The sequence below is a fragment of the Flavobacterium sp. 1 genome (assembly GCF_002797935.1).
In the GTDB taxonomy this organism is placed as follows: Bacteria; Bacteroidota; Bacteroidia; order Flavobacteriales; family Flavobacteriaceae; genus Flavobacterium.
In genome coordinates this window covers 2,089,135-2,114,047 of record NZ_PGER01000001.1, presented here as the reverse complement: position 1 = coordinate 2,114,047, position 24,913 = coordinate 2,089,135, and the positions used below count along the sequence as shown (strand labels likewise).

General features: G+C 36.3%; 15 protein-coding genes. 10 read left to right on the top strand and 5 right to left on the bottom strand.

Features of this window, described 5'->3' with window-relative positions; all coding sequences use genetic code 11:
- The first annotated feature begins 4 nt into the window (after positions 1 to 4).
- The 8 genes from CLU83_RS08475 (at position 5) to CLU83_RS22815 (ending at position 15,534) form a co-directional block, all read left to right on the top strand.
- Complete coding sequence (locus tag CLU83_RS08475) at positions 5 to 703, top strand: HNH endonuclease (protein WP_100431197.1); 699 nt, start codon at positions 5 to 7, stop codon at positions 701 to 703.
- 24 nt (positions 704 to 727) lie between these two features.
- A complete protein-coding gene (locus tag CLU83_RS08470) occupies positions 728 to 3,487 on the top strand; it encodes a glycoside hydrolase family 78 protein (RefSeq protein WP_100431196.1) in 2,760 nt (919 codons plus the stop codon).
- A 129-nt stretch (positions 3,488 to 3,616) separates the two neighbouring features.
- Positions 3,617 to 4,762 carry an exo-alpha-sialidase gene (locus CLU83_RS08465; RefSeq protein ID WP_100431195.1) on the top strand — a complete coding sequence of 382 codons (1,146 nt, stop codon included), beginning with the start codon at positions 3,617 to 3,619 and terminating at the stop codon, positions 4,760 to 4,762.
- A gap of 192 nt (positions 4,763 to 4,954) precedes the next feature.
- Positions 4,955 to 5,848, top strand: coding sequence for a sugar phosphate isomerase/epimerase (locus CLU83_RS08460; RefSeq protein ID WP_100431194.1), 894 nt, complete (start codon positions 4,955 to 4,957; stop codon positions 5,846 to 5,848).
- 152 nt (positions 5,849 to 6,000) lie between these two features.
- Positions 6,001 to 8,733: a hypothetical protein gene (locus CLU83_RS08455; protein WP_100431193.1), complete on the top strand. Its 2,733-nt coding sequence runs from the start codon at positions 6,001 to 6,003 to the stop codon at positions 8,731 to 8,733.
- Positions 8,734 to 8,943: 210 nt separating this feature from the next.
- A complete protein-coding gene (locus tag CLU83_RS08450; protein WP_100431192.1) occupies positions 8,944 to 12,471 on the top strand; it encodes a malectin domain-containing carbohydrate-binding protein in 3,528 nt (1,175 codons plus the stop codon).
- A gap of 77 nt (positions 12,472 to 12,548) precedes the next feature.
- Positions 12,549 to 14,981, top strand: a complete 2,433-nt coding sequence (locus tag CLU83_RS08445) for a sugar-binding domain-containing protein (RefSeq protein ID WP_100431191.1) — start codon at positions 12,549 to 12,551, stop codon at positions 14,979 to 14,981.
- A 307-nt stretch (positions 14,982 to 15,288) separates the two neighbouring features.
- On the top strand, positions 15,289 to 15,534 hold the full coding sequence (locus CLU83_RS22815) for a transposase (protein ID WP_100431190.1): 246 nt from the start codon (positions 15,289 to 15,291) through the stop codon (positions 15,532 to 15,534).
- Positions 15,535 to 15,649: 115 nt separating this feature from the next.
- On the opposite strand, the gene CLU83_RS08435 is transcribed toward CLU83_RS22815, so the two are convergent.
- Both CLU83_RS08435 and CLU83_RS08430 read right to left on the bottom strand, forming a co-directional pair.
- Positions 15,650 to 18,121 (bottom strand): outer membrane beta-barrel family protein, encoded by a 2,472-nt coding sequence (locus tag CLU83_RS08435; RefSeq protein WP_100431189.1) that lies wholly within the window; start codon positions 18,119 to 18,121, stop codon positions 15,650 to 15,652.
- A gap of 80 nt (positions 18,122 to 18,201) precedes the next feature.
- A complete protein-coding gene (locus CLU83_RS08430; RefSeq protein WP_100431188.1) occupies positions 18,202 to 18,543 on the bottom strand; it encodes an arsenate reductase family protein in 342 nt (113 codons plus the stop codon).
- Positions 18,544 to 18,650: 107 nt separating this feature from the next.
- Between CLU83_RS08430 and CLU83_RS08425 the strand changes: the two genes are divergently transcribed.
- Together CLU83_RS08425 and CLU83_RS08420 are read left to right on the top strand one after the other, a co-directional pair.
- Positions 18,651 to 19,562: a CPBP family intramembrane glutamic endopeptidase gene (locus CLU83_RS08425; protein ID WP_100431187.1), complete on the top strand. Its 912-nt coding sequence runs from the start codon at positions 18,651 to 18,653 to the stop codon at positions 19,560 to 19,562.
- Positions 19,563 to 19,597: 35 nt separating this feature from the next.
- On the top strand, positions 19,598 to 20,653 hold the full coding sequence (locus CLU83_RS08420; RefSeq protein WP_100431186.1) for an AMP-binding protein: 1,056 nt from the start codon (positions 19,598 to 19,600) through the stop codon (positions 20,651 to 20,653).
- 102 nt (positions 20,654 to 20,755) lie between these two features.
- Here CLU83_RS08420 and CLU83_RS08415 read toward each other — a convergent pair whose 3' ends face one another.
- The 3 genes from CLU83_RS08415 to CLU83_RS08405 all read right to left on the bottom strand — a co-directional run bounded on the left by CLU83_RS08415 (position 20,756) and on the right by CLU83_RS08405 (position 24,880).
- The gene (locus CLU83_RS08415; protein WP_100431185.1) at positions 20,756 to 21,187 is read right to left on the bottom strand and encodes a DoxX family protein; all 432 of its coding nucleotides are present in this window, start codon (positions 21,185 to 21,187) and stop codon (positions 20,756 to 20,758) included.
- Between the two features lie 87 nt (positions 21,188 to 21,274).
- Positions 21,275 to 22,870, bottom strand: coding sequence for a S41 family peptidase (locus CLU83_RS08410; RefSeq protein WP_100431184.1), 1,596 nt, complete (start codon positions 22,868 to 22,870; stop codon positions 21,275 to 21,277).
- Positions 22,871 to 23,251: 381 nt separating this feature from the next.
- A complete protein-coding gene (locus CLU83_RS08405) occupies positions 23,252 to 24,880 on the bottom strand; it encodes an acyl-CoA carboxylase subunit beta (RefSeq protein ID WP_100431183.1) in 1,629 nt (542 codons plus the stop codon).
- Positions 24,881 to 24,913 lie beyond the last annotated feature (33 nt).

The following is a 24,913-nucleotide window of genomic DNA, read 5'->3' as shown; positions in this document are numbered from 1 at the left end:
AAATATGCAATTATGCTATAACTGTGGAAATGAATTTCCAGAAGAAAATATAACAAGGGAACATATACCAGCACAAAATTTATTTGTTGGTTATGGAAATGAGTATAAAGTTAATAGATTAGTTGTTCCAGCCTGTTTTGACTGTAATAATCAATACTCTCAAATTGATCAAGAAATAAGAGATGCAATTGGAGTAATGAATAATCATAACGATGATCAAATTGAACTGACTAGAAAATCGATTAAATCTATTATGCGTCAAAAAAATTGGGCTGATAGATTGCATTTTTCAGACGGCAAAGTTTTAAGTGTCAATTTTAGTTATGATGATTTAAAAAAACTACATATTAAAAATTTCAAGGGTGTCTTTTATGCAAAATATAAAAGACCATTACCAAAAGATTTTGAAGTTGAAATAATTGCTGAAGGGGATGAAGAAAATGAAAAATTAATGGGTATTGGGAAATTATTTTATGATTATGTTGTTCAAAATGATGAATTTTTGATTTCTGGTCATGAAGATATTTTTATGTATAATATAAAAACAATGAATCCAACAGATTCAGAATATGTAATTGATAATGGTGATGTTGAAAATTCCCTTTGTGTTATTGGAGTTTTTGTATATCATAAAAACTTATGCTCAATTGTAATTGCATCCAAAAAAGAGTTTTTAGATAGAATTAGACAAAAAAAGAGATAAAATTTCGTGACAAAAATAAAACTTATGAAAAAATCATTTCTATATACATTCATCTTAATCGCATTGCTCTGTTTTTCTTTGGCAGAAGCCCAAAACAAAATCAGCGTAACCAATCTGCAATGCGAAATGCTGAACAATCCGGAAGGAATTGATGTGGTTCAGCCACGTTTGAGCTGGCAGATAAAGTCGGATGTGAACGATGTAAAACAAACGGCTTATCAAATTATGGTCGCTTCAACTTTAGAAAATCTGAATGCGAACAAAGTTGATTTATGGGATAGCGGAAAAGTAACAAGTGACGAATCTGTCAATATTATATACAACGGAAAAAAGTTGGGCGAGCGACAAAATGCGTTTTGGAAAGTAACTGTTTTTACGAATAAAGGCGAAATCAAATCGGCTACAACTGCCCATTTCAGCATCGGGATTTTAACTTATGCCGACTGGAAATCGACTCGCTGGATTGGCTATGAAAAATTGTCGAAAGATGACAGCGTTTCCCAGTATTCGAGATTGTCAGCCCGCTATTTGCGAAAAGAAATCAACCTCAAAAAACAAGTGAAATCCGCCAAAGTTTACATAATGGGAATGGGCTTGTATGAGTTGTACATCAACGGAAATAAAATTGGCGATCAGGTTTTGGCACCCGTTCCGACGGATTACACCAAAAACGTAAAATACAATGTTTTTGACGTGACTTCGCAATTGAAAGAAGGTAAAAATATGCTGGGAACGATTTTAGGGAATGGACGATTTTTTGCGATGCGTCAGGATTACAAACCGTATAAAATCAAATCTTTTGGTTTTCCGAAAATGGCTTTGCAATTGTTTGTCGAATATACCGATGGAACCAAAGACATCATCCGGACAGACGATACCTGGAAATTAACCACTGACGGACCGATTTTATCCAACAACGAATACGACGGCGAAGAATACGATGCCCGAAAGGAAATGAAAGGCTGGGCTACGACCAATTTTGACAATAAAAACTGGGTAAATGCTAGATACGTTCAGGAACCAGGCGGTTTTTATGAAGCGCAGATGACGCCGAATATGAAAATAATGGGCGAGGTAAAACCGATTTCGATAAAAGCTACTGCCAAAGGAACTTATATTTTGGATATGGGTCAGAATATGGTGGGCTGGTTGCAACTGAAAGTGAAAGGGAAAAGCGGTGACCAAATCACAATGAAATTTGCCGAATCTTTGCAGGCTAATGGTTCGCTGTACATTGCCAATTTGCGTGATGCGAAAACGACTGATGTTTATACTTTGAAAGGCGAAGGCGAAGAAATCTGGGAACCTCGTTTTATATTCCACGGTTTTCGATTTGTAGAGATTTCAGGTTTTCCGATTAAACCAACTTTGGATAATTTCGTTGGAAAAGTGGTGTATGACGATATCAAAACGACTGGAACTTTCGAATCTTCGGATGCTACGATGAACCAGATTTTTAAAAATGCCTGGTGGGGCATCAGCGGAAATTACAAAGGAATGCCAATCGACTGTCCACAGCGAAATGAGCGTCAGCCTTGGTTGGGCGATAGAACAACGGGTGCTTATGGCGAAAGTTTTTTATTCGATAACCAGACTTTGTATGCCAAATGGCTCGATGATATTAAATATTCGCAAACACAGGACGGAGGATTACCAGATGTGGCGCCGGCATTTTGGCGTTATTACGGTGATAATGTGACCTGGCCGGGAACGTATATCACAGTGGGCGATATGCTGTACCAACAATTTGGCGATGCAGAAGTGATCAAAAAACAATACCCGTCTATGAAAAAATGGATGGTGTATATGGAAGAAAATTATCTGAAAGATGATTTAATGGATAAAGACAAATATGGTGATTGGTGTGTTCCGCCGGAATCATTAGAGTTGATTCGTTCCAAAGATCCTGCCCGTTTAACGGATGGACAATTGTTATCAAGTGCATTTTATTATCAGCTTTTGGGCATTATGAAAAAGTTTGCCAAAATTGCCAGTGCCGATGCCGATATTGCTCATTATGATGATTTGACAACAAGAATCAAAAAAGCATTCAATACCAAATTTTTAAATACGGAAAAAAACTACTACGCCAATAATACAGTAACGGCTAACGTATTGCCTTTGGCTTTCGGTCTGGTTCCTGAAAATTTGATAGACAAAGTTTTCCAAAATATGGTTCACGAAGTTGAAGTGACTAAACAAGGTCATATCAGCACAGGCGTTATTGGAACACAATTTTTGATGCGAACGCTGACGAACTTCGGAAGAGGGGATTTGGCATATAAACTGGCTTCCAACAAAACCTATCCAAGCTGGGGTTATATGGTCGAAAACGGAGCCACTACCATTTGGGAATTATGGAACGGAAACACCGCAGACCCAACAATGAATTCGCAAAATCACGTGATGCTTTTGGGTGATTTACTGATCTGGTATTACGAAAATATGGCAGGAATCAAGAGCAATCCTGAAACTCCGGGATTCAAGCAAATCATTATGAAACCGGATTTCAATGCCGGATTGACGTATGTAAATGCCTCTTACGAATCGATTTACGGACTGATTAAAAGCGACTGGAAGAAAAACAAAAACACTTTAGAATGGAAAATTACCATTCCGGCCAACTCATCGGCTGTAGTGTATTTGCCAACAACGAATGCTTCATCAGTAATGGTAAACAAGCAAAAACTGACTCAATTTTCATCTTCTTATAAAACCGAAAACAATAACATAGTCCTGACTTTAGAATCGGGTTCTTATACTTTGAATTTAAAGTTTCAATAGATATTTCAGCACTGTACAGGATACGTCTTTAATTTTTTAGTGTCATTTTTACACTTAATAATTTTTTGCATGCTGATATTTGTATAATACGTTGAAAATAAATCTTATAAATGTTTTAAAGAATAAATAATGAAACTCAAAGATATAACTATCGTCTTTTTTGGATTGCTGCTTTTAGGAAGCTGTAAATCTGCTTTGGAGAAAAAGACTTGGAAAGAAGGAATTTTGGTAGACGAATTCATATACGACAAAGCGCCATATTCATCGTGCCACGCTGTAACAATTGTGGAAGCAACCAACGGAGATTTAGTAGCATCATGGTTTGGCGGAACTGCCGAAAGAAATCCTGATGTTTGTATTTGGGTTAGCAGAAAACCAAAAGGAAGCGACAAGTGGACTGAAGGTATTCAAGTAGCTGATGGTATTATGAAAGACGGGCCAAGATTACCAACTTGGAATCCTGTTTTGTACCAAATTCCAGATGGAGATTTGATGTTGTTTTACAAAATCGGACCAAAACCATCCGAGTGGTGGGGCGTAATCAGAACTTCTTCTGATGGCGGAAAAACTTGGTCGGAAGCTAAAAAAATGCCGGAAGGATTTTTAGGACCAATTAAAAACAAACCGGTTTTATTGAGTAATGGAACGCTTTTATGCCCCTCAAGTATCGAAGGTGATGGCTGGCGTTTGCGTATGGAATCGACTCCGGATTTTGGTAAAACCTGGGTTATGGGAGATACTTTGTCCAGAGGAAAACAAAAAATAAATGCCATTCAGCCAAGTATTCTTTTTCATAAAGACGGAAGTATTCAAGCGATTGGGAGAACCAGAAACAGAGCCATTTTCAGCACATTTTCTAAAGATAACGGAAAAATTTGGTCGAAGATAGAACTAATTGGTTTACCAAATAACAACTCCGGAACCGATGCCGTAACGCTTAAAAACGGGAAACATTTATTGGTTTATAATCATGTTTTGCCTCCTGGAAAAGAGGCTAAAGGACCAAGAACACCTTTAAATCTTTCTATTTCTGATGATGGAATCAATTGGAAAGCGGTATTGGTTTTGGAAGATTCTAAAATCAGTCAATATTCGTATCCATCTATAATTCAGAGTTCAGACGGAATGGTGCATATCGTTTACACTTGGAGAAGAGAAAAACTGAAATACGTAAAAATAGATCCAAGTAAATTGGTCGCTATTCCAATCAAAAACGGAATCTGGCCAGGGAATGAAGGTAAGGAAGTAAAAGCTGTTAAAGCAGAAGAGGAATAGATTGAAAAAATGTTTCGCCACAGATTAAAAAGATTAAAAGGATTTTTTTAAATGGTTTAATTTTTTAATCTGCGTAAATCTGCAAAATCTGCGTGAAAAAGAATTAGCACGCAGATTTTGCAGATTCAGCAGATTTTTAATCTGTGAAAATCTTTTAATCTTTTTAATCTGTGGCAAAAAAACTTAATAAATATGAAATTAGTTACTATTCGAAAGAACTTAATTATTGCAATTCTTCTTGTTCTTGCAGGAACATTCAATAGCGAAGTTTCCGCTCAATCATCAAAAAAACAACGTTACAAAGTGGCGGTTTGCGATTGGATGATTCTAAAAAGACAAAAACTCGGCTCATTTGCTTTAGCAAGCGAAATAAAAGCAGACGGAATTGAACTGGATATGGGTGGTTTGGGAAAAAGACCAACATTCGACAGTAAATTAGGCGACCCGATCGAAAGACAAAAGTTTCTGGATAAGTCGAAAGAAACAGGTGTCGGAATCAGTTCCATCGCAATGTCCGGATTTTATGCACAATCCTTTGCCAAAAGAGATTCAATTACCTTTATGATTAACGATTGTGTGGCAACAATGAAAAATATGAAAGTAAAAGTCGCTTATTTACCTTTGGGTACCGAAAGCGATTTGAATAAAAATCCCGAATTACGTCCGATAATTATCGAAAGATTAAAATGGGCAGGAAAACAAGTTGGAAAAATAGGAGGTGTCATCGCTATTGAAACTTCATTGAACGCTACCGAAGAGAAAAAACTATTGGAAGAAATTGGCTGTAAACACATCAAAAGTTCTTTCAATTTTGCTAATGCCGTAGATAACGGAAGAGACATTGCCACCGAATTGAAGATTTTAGGTAAAAAACATCTGGCTCAAATTCACGCTTCGACAACAGATAACGTTTGGCTGGAAAACGATAAAAATGTCGATATGCCAAAAATCAAAAAAGTGCTGGACGAAATGAAGTGGAAAGGCTGGTTAATCGTAGAACGTTCCCGTGATGTAACGCAAGTACATAATGTAAAAGCGAATTATGGAGCCAATGTAGCGTACTTGAAGAAAATTTTTCAGAATTAAATCATTTAGCCACAGATTAAAAGGATTATCAAATCTGTGGAAATCTTTTTAATCTGTGGCAAAAAAAAAATCAAGATTATAATTTGTGCTAATTTACTTCGTCAGTTCGCTGTCGCTCTGGTGTGCAATTTGTAGTCAAAAATAATGAAACAATGAAATATCTAAGTTTACTTTTTTTAGGATTATGTGCCACTTTTGCATCAGCACAAAACATCACAATCGTTCGTTATGCTAATGCGCCAAGAGCAGAATTTGGTGCCCAAAAATTATCAGAAACAGCAACAGCCAAAGGATTCAAAATAACTTTTTCTGATAAAACCCCTAAAAAATCAAAAGATAAAGTAATCGTTATTGGCGAAAAAGGAACAGATTTTTGGAACCAAAACACCAAAACCGCCAAAATCGACGACAGCCAATTAATAAACAAAGAAGGCTTTCAAATCCGCACCCAAAAAAACATCATTTTCATTGAAGGGACTGATGCAAGCGGAGTATTATACGGCGCTTTGGAATTGGCAGACCGAATCAAAACATTAGGCGAAATCCCATCCGAAATTAATATCGATGACAGTCCAGAAATGGTCTTGAGAGGCGCCTGTATCGGAATGCAAAAACCGGTTTATCTTCCCGGTAGAGACGTTTACGAATACCCATACACACCCGAAACTTTCCCTTGGTTTTATGACAAAAAACTATGGACGAAGTATCTGGATATGATGGTCGAAAACCGTATGAATTCGTTGTATTTGTGGAACGGACACCCATTTGCCTCGTTGGTAAAACTGAAAGACTATCCGTTTGCGCTTGAAGTAAGCGAAGAAGATTTCAAAAAGAACGAGGAAATCTATAAATTCCTGACGGTAGAAGCCAACAAAAGAGGAATCTGGGTAATTCAGATGTTTTACAATATCATCGTTTCCAAACCCTTTGCGGAGCATTATAATATGAAAACACAGGATCGTTCAAGACCAATAACACCTTTGCTTTCCGATTATACGAGGAAATCGATTAGTGCATTTATCGAAAAATATCCAAACGTTGGATTGATGGTTTGTTTGGGAGAAGCCATCAACACGGTCGATGATGATGTCGAATGGTTTACGAAAACTATTATTCCAGGCGTTCAGGACGGTCTAAAAGCATTGGGAAGAACAGACGAACCGCCAATTATTTTGCGTTCTCACGATACCGATGCGCCGTTGGTTATGGAGAAATCGCTTCCGTTGTATAAAAATCTGTACACGGAAAGTAAATACACCGGAGAATCGTTGACGACCTACACACCAGGCGGACCTTGGGGAGAAACGCACAAACAGTTAAGCGCTTTAAAGTCAATCCATATCGAAAATGTTCATATTTTGGCAAACCTGGAACCATTCCGTTACGGTTCTCCGGATTTTATCCAGAAAACAGTAAAAGCAATGCACAGTGCTCACGGAGCCAACGCTTTGCACTTATATCCGCAGGCATCATACTGGGACTGGCCATATTCGGCAGATAAAACCAAAACGGGTGAGCGATTACTCGAAATGGATCGCGACTGGATTTGGTACAAAGCATGGGCAAGATACGCTTGGGATAGCCAAAGAGACCGAAACGAAGAGGTTAAATTTTGGGATAAAGACTTGGCTGCGAAATACGGAACCGATGACGAAGCTGGAAACAATATTTTGAAAGCCTATGAAGAAGCCGGAGAAATTGCTCCAAAAACATTAAGACAATTTGGAATTACCGAAGGAAATCGTCAAACCTTGCTGTTGGGAATGTTCGAAAGCCAATTAGTAAACCCAGCAAAATGGCGTGTTTACCCTGGATTCCACGAATCTTGTGGGCCAATTACCGAATTACTTTTGGATTATGCCAAAAAAGAATGGAATCACGAAGCACATGCTGGTGAAACACCACCCCAAATCATAAGCGAAATTACCCAACACGGAAAATTGGCCGTTGAAGCCATCGATAAAGCCGAGTCAAAAGTAACCAAGGACAAAGAAGAATTTCTGCGCCTGAAAAACGATATGCACGCTTACAAAGCCTTCGCCGATTTCTTTTCGGAGAAAGTAAAAACCGCGATTTTGGTCTTGCGTTACAGCTATTCCAACGAAATTTCCGATTTGGACAAAGCCCTTCCGCATCTCGAAAAAAGCATTGAACATTATCAAACGTTGGTCAATTTAACCAAAGACCATTATTTATATGCCAACAGTATGCAGACAGCACAACGCCGAATTCCGATTGGCGGAGATGATGGAAACAACAAAACCTGGGCGGAATTATTGCCACATTACGAAAGAGAATTGGCGAATTTCAAACGAAATTTAGCACTTTTGAAATCATCAAAAGACGGTAAAATCGAAAAGAAAGAAGGCAAATCGTGGCAACCTGCCGAAGTAACTTTGTTAAGCGAAAGCAAAGGGACTTACGCAGTGAAAAATGGAACAAAAGTGTACGGAACACCAATTTCAGAATTGATAAAAGTAGCTCCGGAATTGCAAAACTTAAAAGGAATCACATTCGATGAAACCGCTCAAAATGAAAACGGAACGCACTTGAAATTCAAAAACACCAAAGCCGTAAAACTGGTGGTTGGTTATTTCAATTCCGACCAAAAAAGATTTTTATTCCCGCCAAGTCTGGAGACAGATGCAGCCGGAAATGCCCACGGTCAGGCCGAAGTAATCCTGGCAAGTGCAATGAATTTGAAGGAATTGCCAAGAATCAACATCCACACCTACACCTTCCAACCGGGAGAAAACAAACTTGATTTGGGCAAAGGAAGAGTCCTGATTTTGGGCTTCATCGACGCCAATCAAACTATTACGACCCGTGATGTCGGCTACATCGACGAAGGCGAAAAAGGTGCGGTAGACTGGTTGTTCTATTAAGATAATTTGGGTGTGACCTTCCGTAAAAACTACGGGTCGGGCTGTACGTTCCCGCTTTTTTTTGAGAGGCTGAAAAATGCCTCTCAAAAAAAGAGCTCCACTGCCATCCCTCACGCAAACAAAAAGACCTAACAGGTTTTCAAAACGGGTTAGGTCTCATCGGAATAACAAACTTAAATAACCTTATATAACTTATATGGTTTAAAACATATGAAGAAAATAGTTTTTTTTATTTTTTGTTTTTTTGTAGGCGCTTGCTTTGTATGGAGTCAAAGTAGCAAGGAACCGGCGAAGTTTCGTAAAGAAGTTTCGCTGAATTCCTCTTGGGAAACTATTGTTCTAGACAAACTTCCGGAACAGGAAGAAACTTTTGTTCAAAATCCAAAAGTTGGTGCGCAATGGCAAAAAGTAAACGTACCCCACAATTGGGATCAGTATTACGGATTCCGAAGAACCAAACACGGTAATTTACACGGAACTGCCTGGTATCACAAAACATTACAACTTGACAAAAAAGATAATTCAAAAAGACTTTTCCTCTTTTTCGAAGGCGTAAGTTCCTATGCTACAGTATGGGTAAATGGCAAAAAAGTAGGCGAACACAAGGGGGGAAGAACCACGTTTACGGTGGATATTACAAAAGCCGTTTCTTTCGAAAAGACAAATCATATAATCGTCAAAGCATCGCATCCATCCTTCATTGCCGATTTGCCTTGGGTTTGTGGCGGATGTTCCGGAGAGTGGGGATTCTCCGAAGGCTCACAGCCAATGGGTATCTTCAGACCCGTAACTTTGGTCGTTACCGATGAAGTTCGCATAGAACCTTTCGGCGTTCATATTTGGAATGATAAATCAACTTCCAAGGAAAAAGCAATTCTGAACATTACCACAGAAATCAAAAATTACGGAACTTCAAACAGAAATCTAACCATCGAAAACACCCTTTTTGATAAAAACGGAAAAAAAGTCGTTAGCGTAAAAAGTGATATCAAAAACACTTCAGGAGAAACAAAACAAATAGCACAAACACTTCCAGAAATTGCAAATCCAAAATTATGGTCGCCAGCCAATCCGTATTTATATGAATTGGTCACTACAATTTCGGAAAACGGAAAGAAAATAGACGAATTAAAAACACCTTATGGAATCCGTTGGGTAAGCTGGCCGGTAAGCCGTGACGGAAAAGACAATCGTTTTTACATCAATGACGAACCTTTATTCATCAACGGAACCTGTGAATACGAACATTTAATCGGAAACAGTCATTCATTTTCAGATGAGCAAATCCATTCGAGAATTGAACAAATCAAAGCAGGAGGATTTAATGCTTTTCGCGAAGCACATCAGCCTCATAATTTAAAATATCAAGAAGAACTGGACCAAAACGGAATCCTGTTCTGGAGTCAGTTTTCGGCACATATTTGGTACGACACACCCGAATTCAAAGAGAATTTTAAAACCTTATTGCGAGAATGGATCAAAGAACGTCGAAATAATGCATCGGTGGTAATGTGGGGACTGCAAAACGAAAGCACAATTCCAAAAGAATTTGCCGAAGAATGTACCCAAATCATCCGCGAAATGGATCCGATGTCGGCTTCACAACGCATTGTGACGACCTGTAACGGAGGCGAAGGAACCGATTGGAATGTCGTGCAAAACTGGTCGGGAACCTATGGTGGCGATCCATTCAATTACGATGTTGAAATGAGCACGCAATTGCTAAACGGAGAATACGGCGCCTGGCGTTCACACGATTTACACACCGAAGGCGAATTCGACCAAAAAGGAATTTTAAGTGAAAACCGTTTTTCCCAATTAATGGAAATCAAAGTACGCGAAGCCGAATCGGTAAAAGATAAAATCGCGGGACAATTCAATTGGCTTTTTGCTTCGCACGAAAATCCGGGACGTGTTCAAAATGGTGAAGGATTTAGAGATATAGATAAAGTTGGACCAGTCAATTACAAAGGACTTTTCAGTATTTGGGGCGAACCTTTAGATGCGTATTATATGTACCGCGCCAATTACGTTTTGAACAAAACCAATCCAATGGTGTATATCGTTTCACATACCTGGCCGAATCGTTGGGATGCTCCGGGAATCAAAAACGGAATCGATGTTTATTCGAATTGCGATGAGGTAGAATTGTTCAATGATATTAATAAAACATCACTTGGAAAACTAAAAAATCCGGGCTTGGGACAGCATTTTCAGTGGAATAATGTCAATATTCAATATAATGTTTTGTACGCTGTAGGTTATGTAAACGGAAAAGCGGTTGCCAAAGATTATATGGTATTGAATAGTTTGCCAAAAGCACCTAATCTAGACACATTAGTATCTGATAAAGCTGATATTTTAAAGGCACAAAAAGGATACAATTACATTTACAGAGTCAATTGTGGAGGTTCGGAAATGACAGATTCTTCTGGAAATGATTGGTTGACAGATACACATAAAAGTGATAAAAATACTTGGGGCTCTTTATCGTGGACGGATAAATTTGAAAAACTACCAGATTTTTATGCTAGTCAACGAAGTACTTTTGATCCTATAAACGGAACAAAAGACGAGACTTTATTTCAAAGTTTTAGGTACGGAGTAGATAAATTGCGTTATGAATTTCCAGTACCTAATGGTGAATATCTGGTTGAATTGTATTTTACAGAACCTTGGTACGGAACCGGTGGCGGATTGGATTGTAAAGGCTGGCGTTTGTTTGATGTAGCTATCAATGATAAAGTAGTATTGAAAGATTTGGATATTTGGTCTGAAGTCGGACACGACTCTGCTCTGAAGAAAACTTTTGTTGTAAAAAGTATAAATGGAAAAATCATTATTTCGTTCCCAAATGTAAAAGCAGGTCAGGCAATCATTTCGGCAATTGCCATTGCAACTAAAAAGAAAAACGTCCAACCAGCAAAAGAATCGGCGAGAAATGTTCAAAATTTTGTTAGAGATTATTATGATAAAACAGCTAATGGAGTAAGTTCGTGGCTGGATATTAATTCCAAACAATATTCTGATTCCGATGTTGTTTTTACGCAATTGCCTTCAGAAGTTTTTGGAGCAGATTATTTGATGTTTTCAAATCGTTCTAAACTTTCTGGGTCTTTTATAACCAAAGAAGATTCAAATGTGTATTTATTTGTAAATAATATGTTTAAGGATTCAATTTCGGGTTATAAAAGAACCAAGGAAATTGCTAAGAATTCGAACGGAGTAGAATTTTCTATTTTTCATAAAAAAACAAAAAGAGGAGAAAAAGTTCTTTTTGAAAATTCAGAAAAGCAAAGTACTATTGTAGTCGTTCCAACCTACGATATGGGCGAAAAAGACGACTCACGACCCATTGTACTTTTAGAAGCAGAAACTACCAAAACTACTGGAACCGGAATAGAAAAAGGCAATTTCAAAAAAGCCGATTACATTGAGTTTACACAAAAAACAAACAACAGCATTCAGTTTGAAGTGAAACCCGGAGTAGCAGGAATTTACCTGATGCGTTTCCGTTTTATGAATAGAAACGAAACGCCATTAAAAGTCAAATTCAAAATGGAAGACGCCTACGGAATCCTGATGCGAAATGATACGATTGAATTTCCTTCGGCAACAGAAAAATGGAAGATATTAAACACGACTTCGGGCGGTTACATCAACGCAGGAACCTATAAAATCACGATAGAATCAGAAGATATGAAAGGTTTGCTTTTGGATTCTTTTGAGTTTCAGTAGAGAGAAAATAGAGGAAAGAGTAAAGAAGAAAGATTTCAAAACTTATATGCCTTATATGGTTTTTAAAAATATTTACAATGGTAAAAAAATATCAAAACGTTTTACAAAAAATAACAATTGTATTGGCATTATCGCTTCTAGTTGCCTGTGCTTCAAAAAGTAAAAATGTCCGAATCGTCGAAGATTTCAATCAAAATTGGAACTTCAAATTAGGAGATCATCCAACGGCAATCGAATCCAATTTCAATACTGCCGATTGGAGAAATTTGCAATTGCCACACGACTGGAGTATCGAAGGAGCGTTTAATAAAGACAATCCAACCAAACAGGCGCAAGCGTTTTTGCCGGCAGGAAAAGGCTGGTACCGCAAAACATTTACACTTCCGGAAGATTGGAAGAACAAAAACGTTTCCATAGAATTTGACGGTGTTTTCAAAAATAGTGAAGTATTCATCAACGGACATTCGTTGGGAATGCGTCCGAACGGATACATTTCATTTACCTATGAATTGTTGCAATATTTAAATTTTGGAAAAGAAAACATCATTGCCGTAAAAGTCGATAACGATGCACAGCCCAATTCCAGGTGGTATACCGGTTCGGGAATTTACAGAAACGTGCGATTAGTGGCGAGCGAAAAACTGCACGTTGCGAAATGGGGAACCTATGTAACGACCCCGGAAGTTTCGGCAGAAAAAGCATCGGTACATTTGGAGGTAACCATCGAAAATAAAACAAATTCCGAAAAAGAATTCCAATTGGTAACTTCTATTCTGGATGCGAATAATAAAGAAGTCGCAAATGCCAAAACAACAGAAAAAATCGGTGCCAATACCAATGCAAAAAAGGTTCACGATCTAAACGTAAATCAGCCAAAATTGTGGGACACCGAAAATCCGAATCTGTACAAAATTGTCACTACGATTTACGAAAATTCAAAAGCAGTCGATAATTACGAAACACCTTTAGGATTCCGATTCTTCAATTTCGATGCCGAAAAAGGATTTTCATTAAATGGAAAGCCAACCAAAATATTAGGCGTTTGCCTGCATCACGACAACGGTGCTTTGGGAGCTGTGGAGAACATTCACGCTGTCAAAAGAAAACTGAAAATCCTGAAAGAAATGGGAGCAAATGCCATCCGAATGTCGCACAATCCGCCATCCCTAGAAATGATGCAATTGTGTGATGAAATGGGATTTATTGTCCAGGATGAGTTTACCGATGTCTGGAAAAAGAAAAAAGTAACCAACGATTACCATAAAGACTGGGATGCGTGGCACAAACTGGATTTGGAAGATTTCATCAAAAGAGACCGAAATCATCCGTCAGTAATAATGTGGAGTATCGGAAACGAAATCCGTGAACAATTTGACAGCACCGGAATTGCGATTACAAGAGAACTGGCTCAAATCGTAAAATCGCTGGACACGACTCGTCCCGTTACTAGCGCTTTGACGGAGAATGTCATAGAGAAAAATTTTATTTACCAGTCGGGTGCTTTGGATTTGTTGGGATTCAATTACAAACACGAAGATTACAAAGATTTTCCGGTTCGTTTCAAAGGGCAAAAAATACTAGCTTCCGAAAGTGTTTCGGCACTTGAAACCCGTGGACATTACGATTTTCCTTCGGATGGAATTAAAGCCTGGCCTCCAAAATACGGTGCACCTTTTGACGGAAATACAGACTGGACCGTTTCGGCCTTCGATCAGGTGCAATCCTATTGGGGAACTACGCACGAAACCAATTGGAAAACCATCAAAAAACAGGATTTTATGGCTGGGACTTTTATTTGGACAGGTTTCGATTATCTGGGTGAACCCGATCCATATCCGTATCCCGCAAGAAGTTCGTATTTCGGAATCGTAGATTTGGCGGGCTTTCCCAAGGATGTCTATTATATGTACCAAAGCGAATGGACGAACCAACCCGTTTTGCATCTTTTCCCGCACTGGAACTGGCAAAAAGATCAGGAAGTCGATGTTTGGGTATATTACAACAATGCCGATGAAGTTGAATTGTTCCTAAACGGAAAATCATTGGGCAAAAAAGCCAAACAAAATGACGACTTGCACATTTCCTGGCGTGTAAAATTCGAACCCGGAACAATAAAAGCCATTTCAAGAAAAGACGGAAAAGTAGTTTTGGAAAAGGAAATTCACACCGCAGGAGAAGCTTCAAAAATAGATTTGAAAGCGGATAAGTCAATCATAAAAAATGATACTTATGATTTGGTTTACGTGACCGTTTCTATTACAGATAAAGATGGAAATTTAATGCCAAACGCTAATGATTTAATCAATTTTGAGGTAACTGGAGGCGGAAAACTCGTTGGACTCGACAATGGTTATCAGGCCAATCTGGATTCTTTTAAAGCCTCATCCTACAAAGTATTTAATGGTAAATGCATCGCCATTATTCAATCCAACGGGAAGAAAGAGAACATTAAGTTGAAAGCTTCCACCGTAAACGGAATGTCAACTACAGTAATTATAAAAGTAGAATAAGTACTTCAGAAAAATTCACTCATTTCAATTTTTATGTGCAAGACGAGACCGGTTTGGATTATTTACAAGAAATGGCAGAGCCTTAACGGCAAAAGGTATAAAACCAATTTGCATTTACCAAAACATATTCAAATCAACCTATATTTTGAGTATTTTCTCCAATCAATGGTAATAGTTTAGTGATAGAATTACCGTGTTGTAATGGTGATGATTTTCAAATCTTCTTAAACGAATTGTTAAATAAAAATACAGCAGAATTTAAAGTAGTTATTTTAGATAATGGTGCTTTTCACGAGGAAAGCCGTTAATCATTCCCGAAAACACAGCACTTGTTTTTCTTCCACCATATTCACCGGAACTCAAACCAGCAGAGCTTGCTTGGCTCAATATGAAAAGGAAAACTACTAACACAATTTACAAAACAATGGAGGAGCTTAAACTTAAATTAAATGAAACAGTTAAAAAATTAATCACTGAAAAGTTTATAAAAAACTATGCAGTTTTGACTGTTTTTTTATCAGAATTAGACTGTTATATATCTAAACTAAATTAGAGCAGTTTTTTAATGATAAATTTTTAAATATTCTAGAAACTATTGACAAATCAAAATTGGATTAACCAAAAGAGGCTGCCTTTTGGGGGACAGCCTTTTTTAAATATGTTGAAAATTATCCAGGGAAATCTCCTCCGCCATCTCCGCCACCTTCATTTTTGGGCTGGTTCTTTTCTTTTTCTCCTTTTGCCTTGTTGAAGCGGTAAGTGAACGATAAATTGAATTGACGTTTACGGAACTGCATTTCACCATACGATGTTTGAGTTGGATGATGTGCTACTTCGTCCGTAAAATAAGTATACGATCTCATAATTCTCGTATTGAAGATGTCACTAATATTGAATGCAATTGTTCCTTTGTCTTTCATTACATCCTTACTGAAAGCGGTATTCATACTAAATTGATCCAAGCTTCTTCCTTGTGCAGTTTTTTGAGCTCCATTATAGGTTGCACTTAATTGCCAGTCGATTTTGTATGGTAATGTTAGTTTCGAGTTTACTCTTGCAGACCAATTATTGGCTTGGTTGTTAAGATCTTGTACTACAAGTTTTCCTGTCGTATCCGTGTAGCTGTGCTCTCCAGTTGTTTTTACATTATAGAAATTGAAATTACTGTTTATTCTCCATATTTTGAATGGGTTATAATTTAGAGTAAACTCAAAACCAAATTTTTGCTCTTTACCTAAGTTAATCGGCTGGCTCTTAATTACTGGAATTCCATTCACTTCGTCACCAGTAGGAGATCTTACAAAGCTGAAAACATCTTTTGTGTTTTCAAAATAAGCCGATGTATTAAATGTTACTTTATCCCAGCGTTTGATATAGCCAACGTCAAATTTGTCCGTTAGCGAAGGATCTAGGTCTGGATTTCCCTGGAAAATATTAACATTACTTGAATAGTTAACAGCTGGATTCATAAAACGCCCTCTAGGTCTTGTTAAGCGTTTACTATAGCTAGTGGTTAAATTACTTTGATCTGAAATTTCATAACTGATGAAAGCACTTGGAAACAAGTTGTTGTATTTTTTAGTGTTGAAATCTTTAGGGTCTTCTAATAAGTTTACATGGATATTGGTGTCTTCCCAACGTAATCCAAATAAATAAGAGAATTTATTTTTTTTGAAGCCATATTGTGTATAAAGAGCATTGATGTTTTCTTTATACTCCAATGTATTTGATAAATTATCAATTCTTACTCCTTGATCGTTAAGAACGTAATATTCGTTATTTAAATCACCAAAGCTTCCTTTATATCCAGCTTCAAACTGACTTCCTTCTCCTAGCGGAAGAACATAATCGGTCTGTATTTGTGCTTGTTTTTGAACTTGGTTATTTAAGGTGTTATTATAATTGTTAGAACCTGTAATTACACTTTGGCTGTCATCAGTATTTCTTGAGACAGAAGCATCAACTGTAAGTTTGTGTCCTTTATCGTTGAAGTTTTTAATTAAGTTTGAAGTAAATGAGGTGTTTTCACTACCAGTATCTCCAGTATTCAAACGGTAAGTTGAACCTGTAAAAACATGTGATGCATCATAATTGTTATAGTTGATCAAATCATTATCTTCACCAGTGTTTTTTTCATAATTGATGGCATTTGTCCAATACGTATTTGGTGCTATTGTCCATTCAACACCAGCTCTTCCGGAAAAACCATCTCTGGTTCTCTCTGTATCACGAGTTTCGTTTAAAAAGTTTTTGGCAGAACCATCATAATTGAAATATTGTGAATTAGTTTTACCGCCGCCTTCATTTGTTCTGTGATTGTAACCTGCGGTTGTAAAGTAGTTTAATTTTTCTGTTTTATAATTCACACTAGCAGTTAAACCATACGTTTCAGGAATACCTGTTGAAGCAATAAGAGTTCCGTTAAAACCTTGATTTTTTCCTTTTTTAAGAATGATGTTGATTATTCCAGAACCGCCTTCTGCATCATATCGCGCAGATGGATTTGTGATAACTTCTACTTTATCAATAGCATCAGCAGGAAGCTGTCTTAAAGCTTCAGCAATATTTACGGCGTAGGATGGTCTTCCATCAATTAAAATTCGGACATTGTCACTTCCTCTTAAGCTTACATTACCTTCGGTATCAACAGAGACAGAAGGAACATTGTCCAAAACATCGCTTACTGTTCCGCCTCTTACCATCATGTCCTGACCAACGTTGTACACTTTTTTGTCCAGTTTTATTTCAACAGACGATTTTTCGGCACGAACAACAACCTCGTTCAATTGTGAAGCATCTTCTTCTAAACCGATTGTGCCTAGTGAAGTTTTTTCTGTTATATTTTTAGCTTTTATGCTGATTGATTTAAAAGAAATAAATTCAATAGTAATATCATAAACGCCAGGAATAACATCAGCTTCGTATTCTCCTTTATTATTTGTGATTCCTCCTGAAATAGCTTTAGGATTTTTTTGATTCTTTAAGGTGATGATTGCATCTTCTAAAGGCTGGTTGCTCTTTTTGTCTACAATTTTTCCAGTAACTTTAACTTTGTTAAAAGCTGGAGGTCTTTGCTGAGCAAAATTGGAAAGCCCTAAAAAAAGAAATAATAGAGCTACAGTAAATTTAAAATTTTTCATTTGTAATAAATAAGATTTCTGGGTAAGACGCAGAAATTTGAAAATAGTTTAAATTAGGATTCTTAAACTTGTGTTAATGTTTAAATGAAAGGTGTTACTTTGTTTAAGTCTCTTCCAATAATAGCTTCGCTGTCTTTTACAATAATGGGACGCTCGATAAGAATTGGATTTTCGGACATAGCCTGAATAATCTGATTGTCGGTCAGTGTTTTACCTTTGTAATTTTCAATCCAAATTTTTTCTTTTTGGCGTACTAATTCAATAGGGCTGAAATTTAATTTCTTTAGTAAAACAGTTAATTCGGCAATTGTAGGAGGGGTGTTGAGATAATTGATAATTTCAAACTCTTTATCTGATTCTTCTAAAAGCAGCAAACAGTTTCTCGATTTCCCGCAACGTTGATTATGGTAAATTTGTATCATTTTTGAATGAAATTTGGTTTTTTCTAAAATAAAAATACCTACTTTAGTTTTGGCAAAAATAAGATTTGGAATACTATTTAAAGTATAATTATAAAAAAAAACAACAAATGTTTGTAGAACAGGGAATAGATGAAAAAAATAAATTTTGGAAATATCTTTTAGGTTTACTGGTTATTGCTGGAGCATCTTTTTTAGGACAAATGCCTATGCTGGTGGCAATTTTATTTCAAACTTTTTTTAAGGGAAAATCATATCCCACGACAGATACTGAATTACTGCATTTTTTTGAGCCTAATTTAAGTTTGTTTCTTTTGCTGTTTTCTTATGTTGTAGCTTTGGGCGGAGTGTATTTTGCAGTTCGTTTTTTGCATCGGCAAACTTTTATTTCAATTGTTACCGCCCGAAAAAAAATCGATTGGAAAAGAGTGCTGTTTTCATTCTTGATTTGGTCTTTATTTACCGTTGTTTCAACATTGGTTACATATTATTTAAATCCGTCAGATTTTGAAATTAATTTTCAGCCAGTTCCGTTTTTAATTTTATTAGTAATTGCCATTTTATTGATCCCAATACAGACAACTGTTGAAGAATTAGTATTTCGAGGATATCTTATGCAGGGTTTTGCCAATTTATCAAAGAATAAATGGCTGCCGTTATTAGCTACTTCAGTTATTTTTGGATTACTGCATTTATCCAATCCCGAAGTTTTTAAGCTTGGCAATATAATTATGGTGTATTATATTGGAACTGGATTGTTATTGGGGATAATGACTTTAATGGATGACGGAATGGAACTCGCATTAGGATTTCATGCGGCTAATAATTTAATTGGGGCCTTATTAATAACCTCAGACTGGTCTGCTTTTCAAACGTATTCTATTTTTAAAGATGTATCTGAACCCGAAGCAGGATTCGATATTATCTTCCCGGTAATAGTGATTTATCCTCTGCTTTTGATTATATTTGGGTACAAATACAAGTGGTCTGACTGGATGAAAAAACTGACAGGAAGTATTTGATTTTTAAATAAATAACACAAAATTTTTATAGTATTATGAATACAGTAACTTACAAAAATGTGCACAATCATTTTAAAATAAATGGTTATCATTTGACAAAAGAGGATTTGTGCAGAATCGCTTATAGTTTTATAAAAGAAGGAGCAGATTTTGAACAAGCAGTTGGTGATTTTTTACTGGATTGGTTCGATGATAAATCCTATATTGATATGTATACTTCAGGTACAACCGGTGAGCCAAAAACAATACGAATTGAGAAAGATGCGATGGTTAAATCAGCTATTGCAACAGGTGATTTTTTTGGATTGGAACCTGGGAATAAAGTATTGCATTGTTTGCCTGCAAATTATGTTGCTGGTAAAATGATGTTTATTCGTTCATTTATTTTAGGTTTGGATATGGATTTTGTCGCACCAAGTTCACATCCATTAGAATATAATGATAAAAAATATGATTTCGCAGCAATGGTACCGCTTCAAGCCAAAAACTCACTTGGCAAACTGACTAATATCAAAAAGATAATTATAGGAGGAGTTAAAGTTCATAAATCATTGGAACAGGAATTGATTAAATTGCCAGTAGAGATTTATGAGACTTATGGAATGACGGAGACAATTACTCATATCGCTGCCAAAAAAATTGGAGAAGAAGCTTTCACCACATTACCAAATGTTACGGTTTCAGTAAATGAGAATCAATGTTTGGAAATTGTCGCTAAAAATATAAGAGATGAAAAAATTGTTACAAATGATATAGTGAAGCTAATTTCTGAAACACAATTTGTCTGGTTAGGCCGTTTTGATAATGTAATTAATAGTGGCGGAATTAAAATTATGCCTGAACAAGTGGAGGGCAAGCTTTCTACATTGATTCCAAGACGTTATTTTGTTAATGGTGAACAGGATGATAATTTGGGAGAAAAAGTGGTTCTTTATGTGGAGGGTGAACCAATTAATATTGATAATTCTGTATTTGATGTTTTGGATAAATATGAAAAACCAAAAGAGATTATTTTTATTCCTAAATTCAAAGAAACAGCTACAGGTAAAATAATGAGAGAAGAAAGCAAAAAATTAGTAGCGGCTAATTAAATAAGGCAGATAAAACAAAAAAGAGAGGACAATGTTCCTCTCTTTTTGTTTTAGGCTTAAACGCTTAAATTGTAAATATGGTTTTTTTTAAAAGCCCCTAAGTTATTTTCCCATTTTAAAAAAATAATCTGCTGAATTTTTTCCGCTTCCATAGATAAGGAAAAAAATACATATTGCCAGAGTAAGTAATGCCAAAAGTAAATTTTGATGATGCATATTTCCCATAAAATTTATGATTATTGCACAAATTAAAATAGGTAATTGCGAAGCTATGGCCCAACGCGTAAGTAATCCAAAGAAAATTAAAATACCGCCAATTAAATGAGCAGGGGCTATGTAATGAATCAAAAACATACCAGCTCCAATCTTATCGAATCTGTCGATAGGGGATAATAAATCAACTAAATATTGGATGTTTGAAAAAAAATAAACTCCTTTCATAAATAAAAAAACTCCTAGAGCCATTCTAAGTAGATCTACCGGTAAATAAGTATGTGCATTGGCCCACTTATTTAAGCTTTTTACATTGTTCATATCTTTTAGGGTTTAAATTAATTATACTAAGGTATTAATTATTAACGATATATGTGTAATTTATTGTGTTTAAAATTATGAATAATGTTATTTTAAGGTAATATTTTTATTCTTTTGATTTTCTGCTGAATTTATGGAGCTGTTTTTAATGTCTGCAAGTATCCAGTCCAGTTCTGGGTCTTTTCCATTGATATAATCTGCTATAGTTGGTGTAATTTCTTTATCAGGAAAAATACCGCGCCCTTCGACTGCTGTTTTATAAAATGGAGCAACAACAAGCAGTCCAATTGTTATTTTGATGTCAGAATTTGGAAGTTTGATCGTAGGCATTATTCCCGCTACAGTTCCATTGTATGCACCACCAGTTTCTTCGCCTACAAAAGTGGCTCTTTTTGAACCTTTTAAATTAGATGAAATAATACTGGAAGCCGAAAATGTGCCTCCGTTTATCATTACATATATTTTGCCTTTGAATGCATTTTTGTTTATAGTTTTTGGTTTAGATTCTGAATAGGATGCATAATAATTACCGTCCTCTTTTCTATGGACATTAAGGAACATATAAGGAGCATAAAAAGGAGTTATAAAAAACTTTGCCAATAATGGAGATTTGTTAAAAGGTGTTTTTTCAATCAAAGCCGTTTTTGAAACAACTTGAAAAGGATCTGTAAAGACATAAGTTGTGTCCGATAAATAACTGTATAAATTTTCAATGTCTTTTATGGAACCGCCTGGGTTATTTCTTAAATCAATTATTAAAGTCTTTGTTTTATATAACTGCATTTTCTGAAAGCTTTCTTCATAAAAAAGGGAAGGTTTTCCTAAGGCAAAATGACTGATTTTAAGTAAGGCAATACTATTATCCTTTTCAATGAATTTTAAATCGCGATTATTCGTTTTTGTGTTTTCATTATAACCGTATATTTTTTTATCCTTTCTTGTGAGGATGTTTATTTTGGCTTCATGCCCAATTACTTTCATTTGAGCCCCGTTGTTTTCTTTTTTAGGAGCTGCTTTTCGCTTAATGGATACAATATATAAAGAATCATTTTGTTTAAAAACATATTTTAAACTGTTTTGAGGGCCATTTTCATTGGTGTAAAATGTAGAAAACATATTTGAAATTCTTTTTCTTTTAAATGTTTTGTTAAATCCGTCTGAAGCGAACAGCGTATAATATTCATTAATTAATTCGCTTGTTTTTTGGTCATTAATGGATATAACTTCGGCTCCAGCTTGGATGGTAACATCGTCTGATTTGTTTTTTATGACATACATTTTGTCATTAATGACTTCAAATTCAAATTGAGAAAAAGGACCGGCACCCAATTCTTTGATGGCTTTTTGTTCGGATTTGCTTAATATTTTTGTTGACGGTGAAACAATCAGATGTCCTTGTCGGATTGAAGCAACAACAGGGCTAAGCTTTTTGTAAAATTCATAACTAGTCATTGGTTTTGTAATGGTCTTTTTTAGGCTGTCGAATTTAAAATCGAGTTCTTTCTTCGAAATGTACCAATACAATTTAGGCTGAAGGCGCTGTAGTTTTTTATAGGTGTAATCAACATCGGCTTTCAGATTATTTTCTGAAATCAAATCATTTAAGTGCGCGTTATGTTCTTTCACCGAAGCACATTGCAGAAAAAGCAAACTGAAAAGCCAAAGGAAGAATATTTTTTTCATTTATAATTAGGATCTGCTTAATTTTCTGCGAAATCGATTTGTTATTATTTGATGCAATAAAAATAATTTATTTCTTATATATATGTTTTTATTTTTGAACCTGAGTCAGATTGTTAATTTTGGAGCAGAAAGATTAGGCATTTTTAGAAATATCGTCCCGTTTTCCGTTACAATCTTATAAGCTGAACCCCAGCTTATAAGGATTTTTACTTCAACCGGGGCTAAGAGCTGGTATTGGGTGTTTTTTTTGCCGTAATTTTAAAAAATAAAATATAAATATATAGAACTCAGTTTTTTGAATAAAATGAATGTAACCTTTTTTGACTATTGGAATAACTCCATTAAATATTGAGTTAATTAAATTTCATGCAAAAATTAAATTTAAACCTGAATCACTCCCAAATTAAATTTCTTTTCGATAGGAGCGTGGTTGGCAGCTTCAATTCCCATAGATATCCAAGTTCGGGTTTCAAGCGGATCAATAATAGCATCTGTCCATAAATGAGCCGCTGCATAATAAGGAGAAACTTGTTCGTCATAACGGGCTTTGATTTTGGCAAACAATTCTGCTTCTTTGGATTCGTCCACAACTTCGCCTTTTCCTTTAAGAGAAGAAGCTTCAATTTGTGCTAATACTTTTGCTGCTTGTGTGCCTCCCATTACCGCCAACTCGGCACTAGGCCAGGCAAATATTAATCGTGGATCGAATGCTTTTCCGCACATGGCATAGTTTCCTGCTCCATACGAATTTCCAACAATGACTGTAAATTTTGGCACAACCGAATTGGAAACAGCATTCACCATCTTAGCACCGTCTTTTATGATGCCGCCATGTTCCGATTTGGAACCTACCATAAAGCCTGTAACATCTTGGATAAATACCAAAGGAATTTTCTTTTGGTTGCAGTTGGCAATAAAACGGGTCGCTTTATCTGCAGAATCCGAGTAGATTACACCTCCAAACTGCATTTCGCCTTTGGCAGTTTTGACAACTTTTCTTTGATTGGCTACAACTCCCACAGCCCAGCCGTCAATTCTAGCATAGCCTGTAATTAGTGATTGTCCATAACCGTCTTTGTATGCTTCAAACTCCGAATTATCTACCAATCTATTAATGATTTCCATCATTTCATATTGCTCGTTTCTGGCTTTTGGCAAAATACCGTAGATCTCATTTTCGTCCAAAGCTGGTTTTTCCGCTTTGATGCGGTTGAATCCTGCTTTGTCAAAATCACCTATTTTATCGACTATGCTTTTTATTTTGTCTAAGGCATCTTTGTCGTCTTTGGCTTTATAATCCGTCACTCCCGAAATTTCACAGTGCGTTGTTGCTCCGCCCAAAGTTTCATTATCGATAGTTTCACCAATGGCAGCTTTGACCAAATAACTTCCTGCTAAAAAGATACTTCCTGTTTTGTCGACAATCAAAGCTTCATCACTCATTATCGGAAGATAAGCACCGCCTGCAACACAGCTTCCCATAACTGCAGCAATCTGAGTTATTCCTAAACTGCTCATTATGGCGTTGTTCCTGAAGATACGGCCAAAGTGCTCTTTATCAGGGAAAATTTCGTCCTGTAAGGGCAAATACACTCCCGCACTATCCACCAAGTAGATGATTGGCAAGCGGTTTTCCATTGCGATTTCCTGTGCCCGAAGGTTTTTCTTTGCTGTAATAGGAAACCAGGCCCCCGCTTTTACGGTAGCGTCATTGGCAACAACTATGCATTGCTTTCCTTTGATGTATCCTATTTTTACAATGACGCCTCCCGATGGACAGCCGCCGTGTTCAGCATACATTTTTTTGCCTGCAAAAGCACCAATTTCAATGGATTTTACATTTTCGTCCAACAAATAATCGATACGTTCGCGAGCGGTCATTTTACCTTCGGCATGCAGTTTCTCGATTCTTTTTTCACCTCCGCCAAGTTTAATTTTGGCAAATTTTTGTCTGAGTTCAGACAGTAAAAGTTTATTGTGATCTTCGTTTTTGTTGAAGTTTAAATCCATAAGTCTTAATGTGGTTTTGTAACGAGCGCTAAT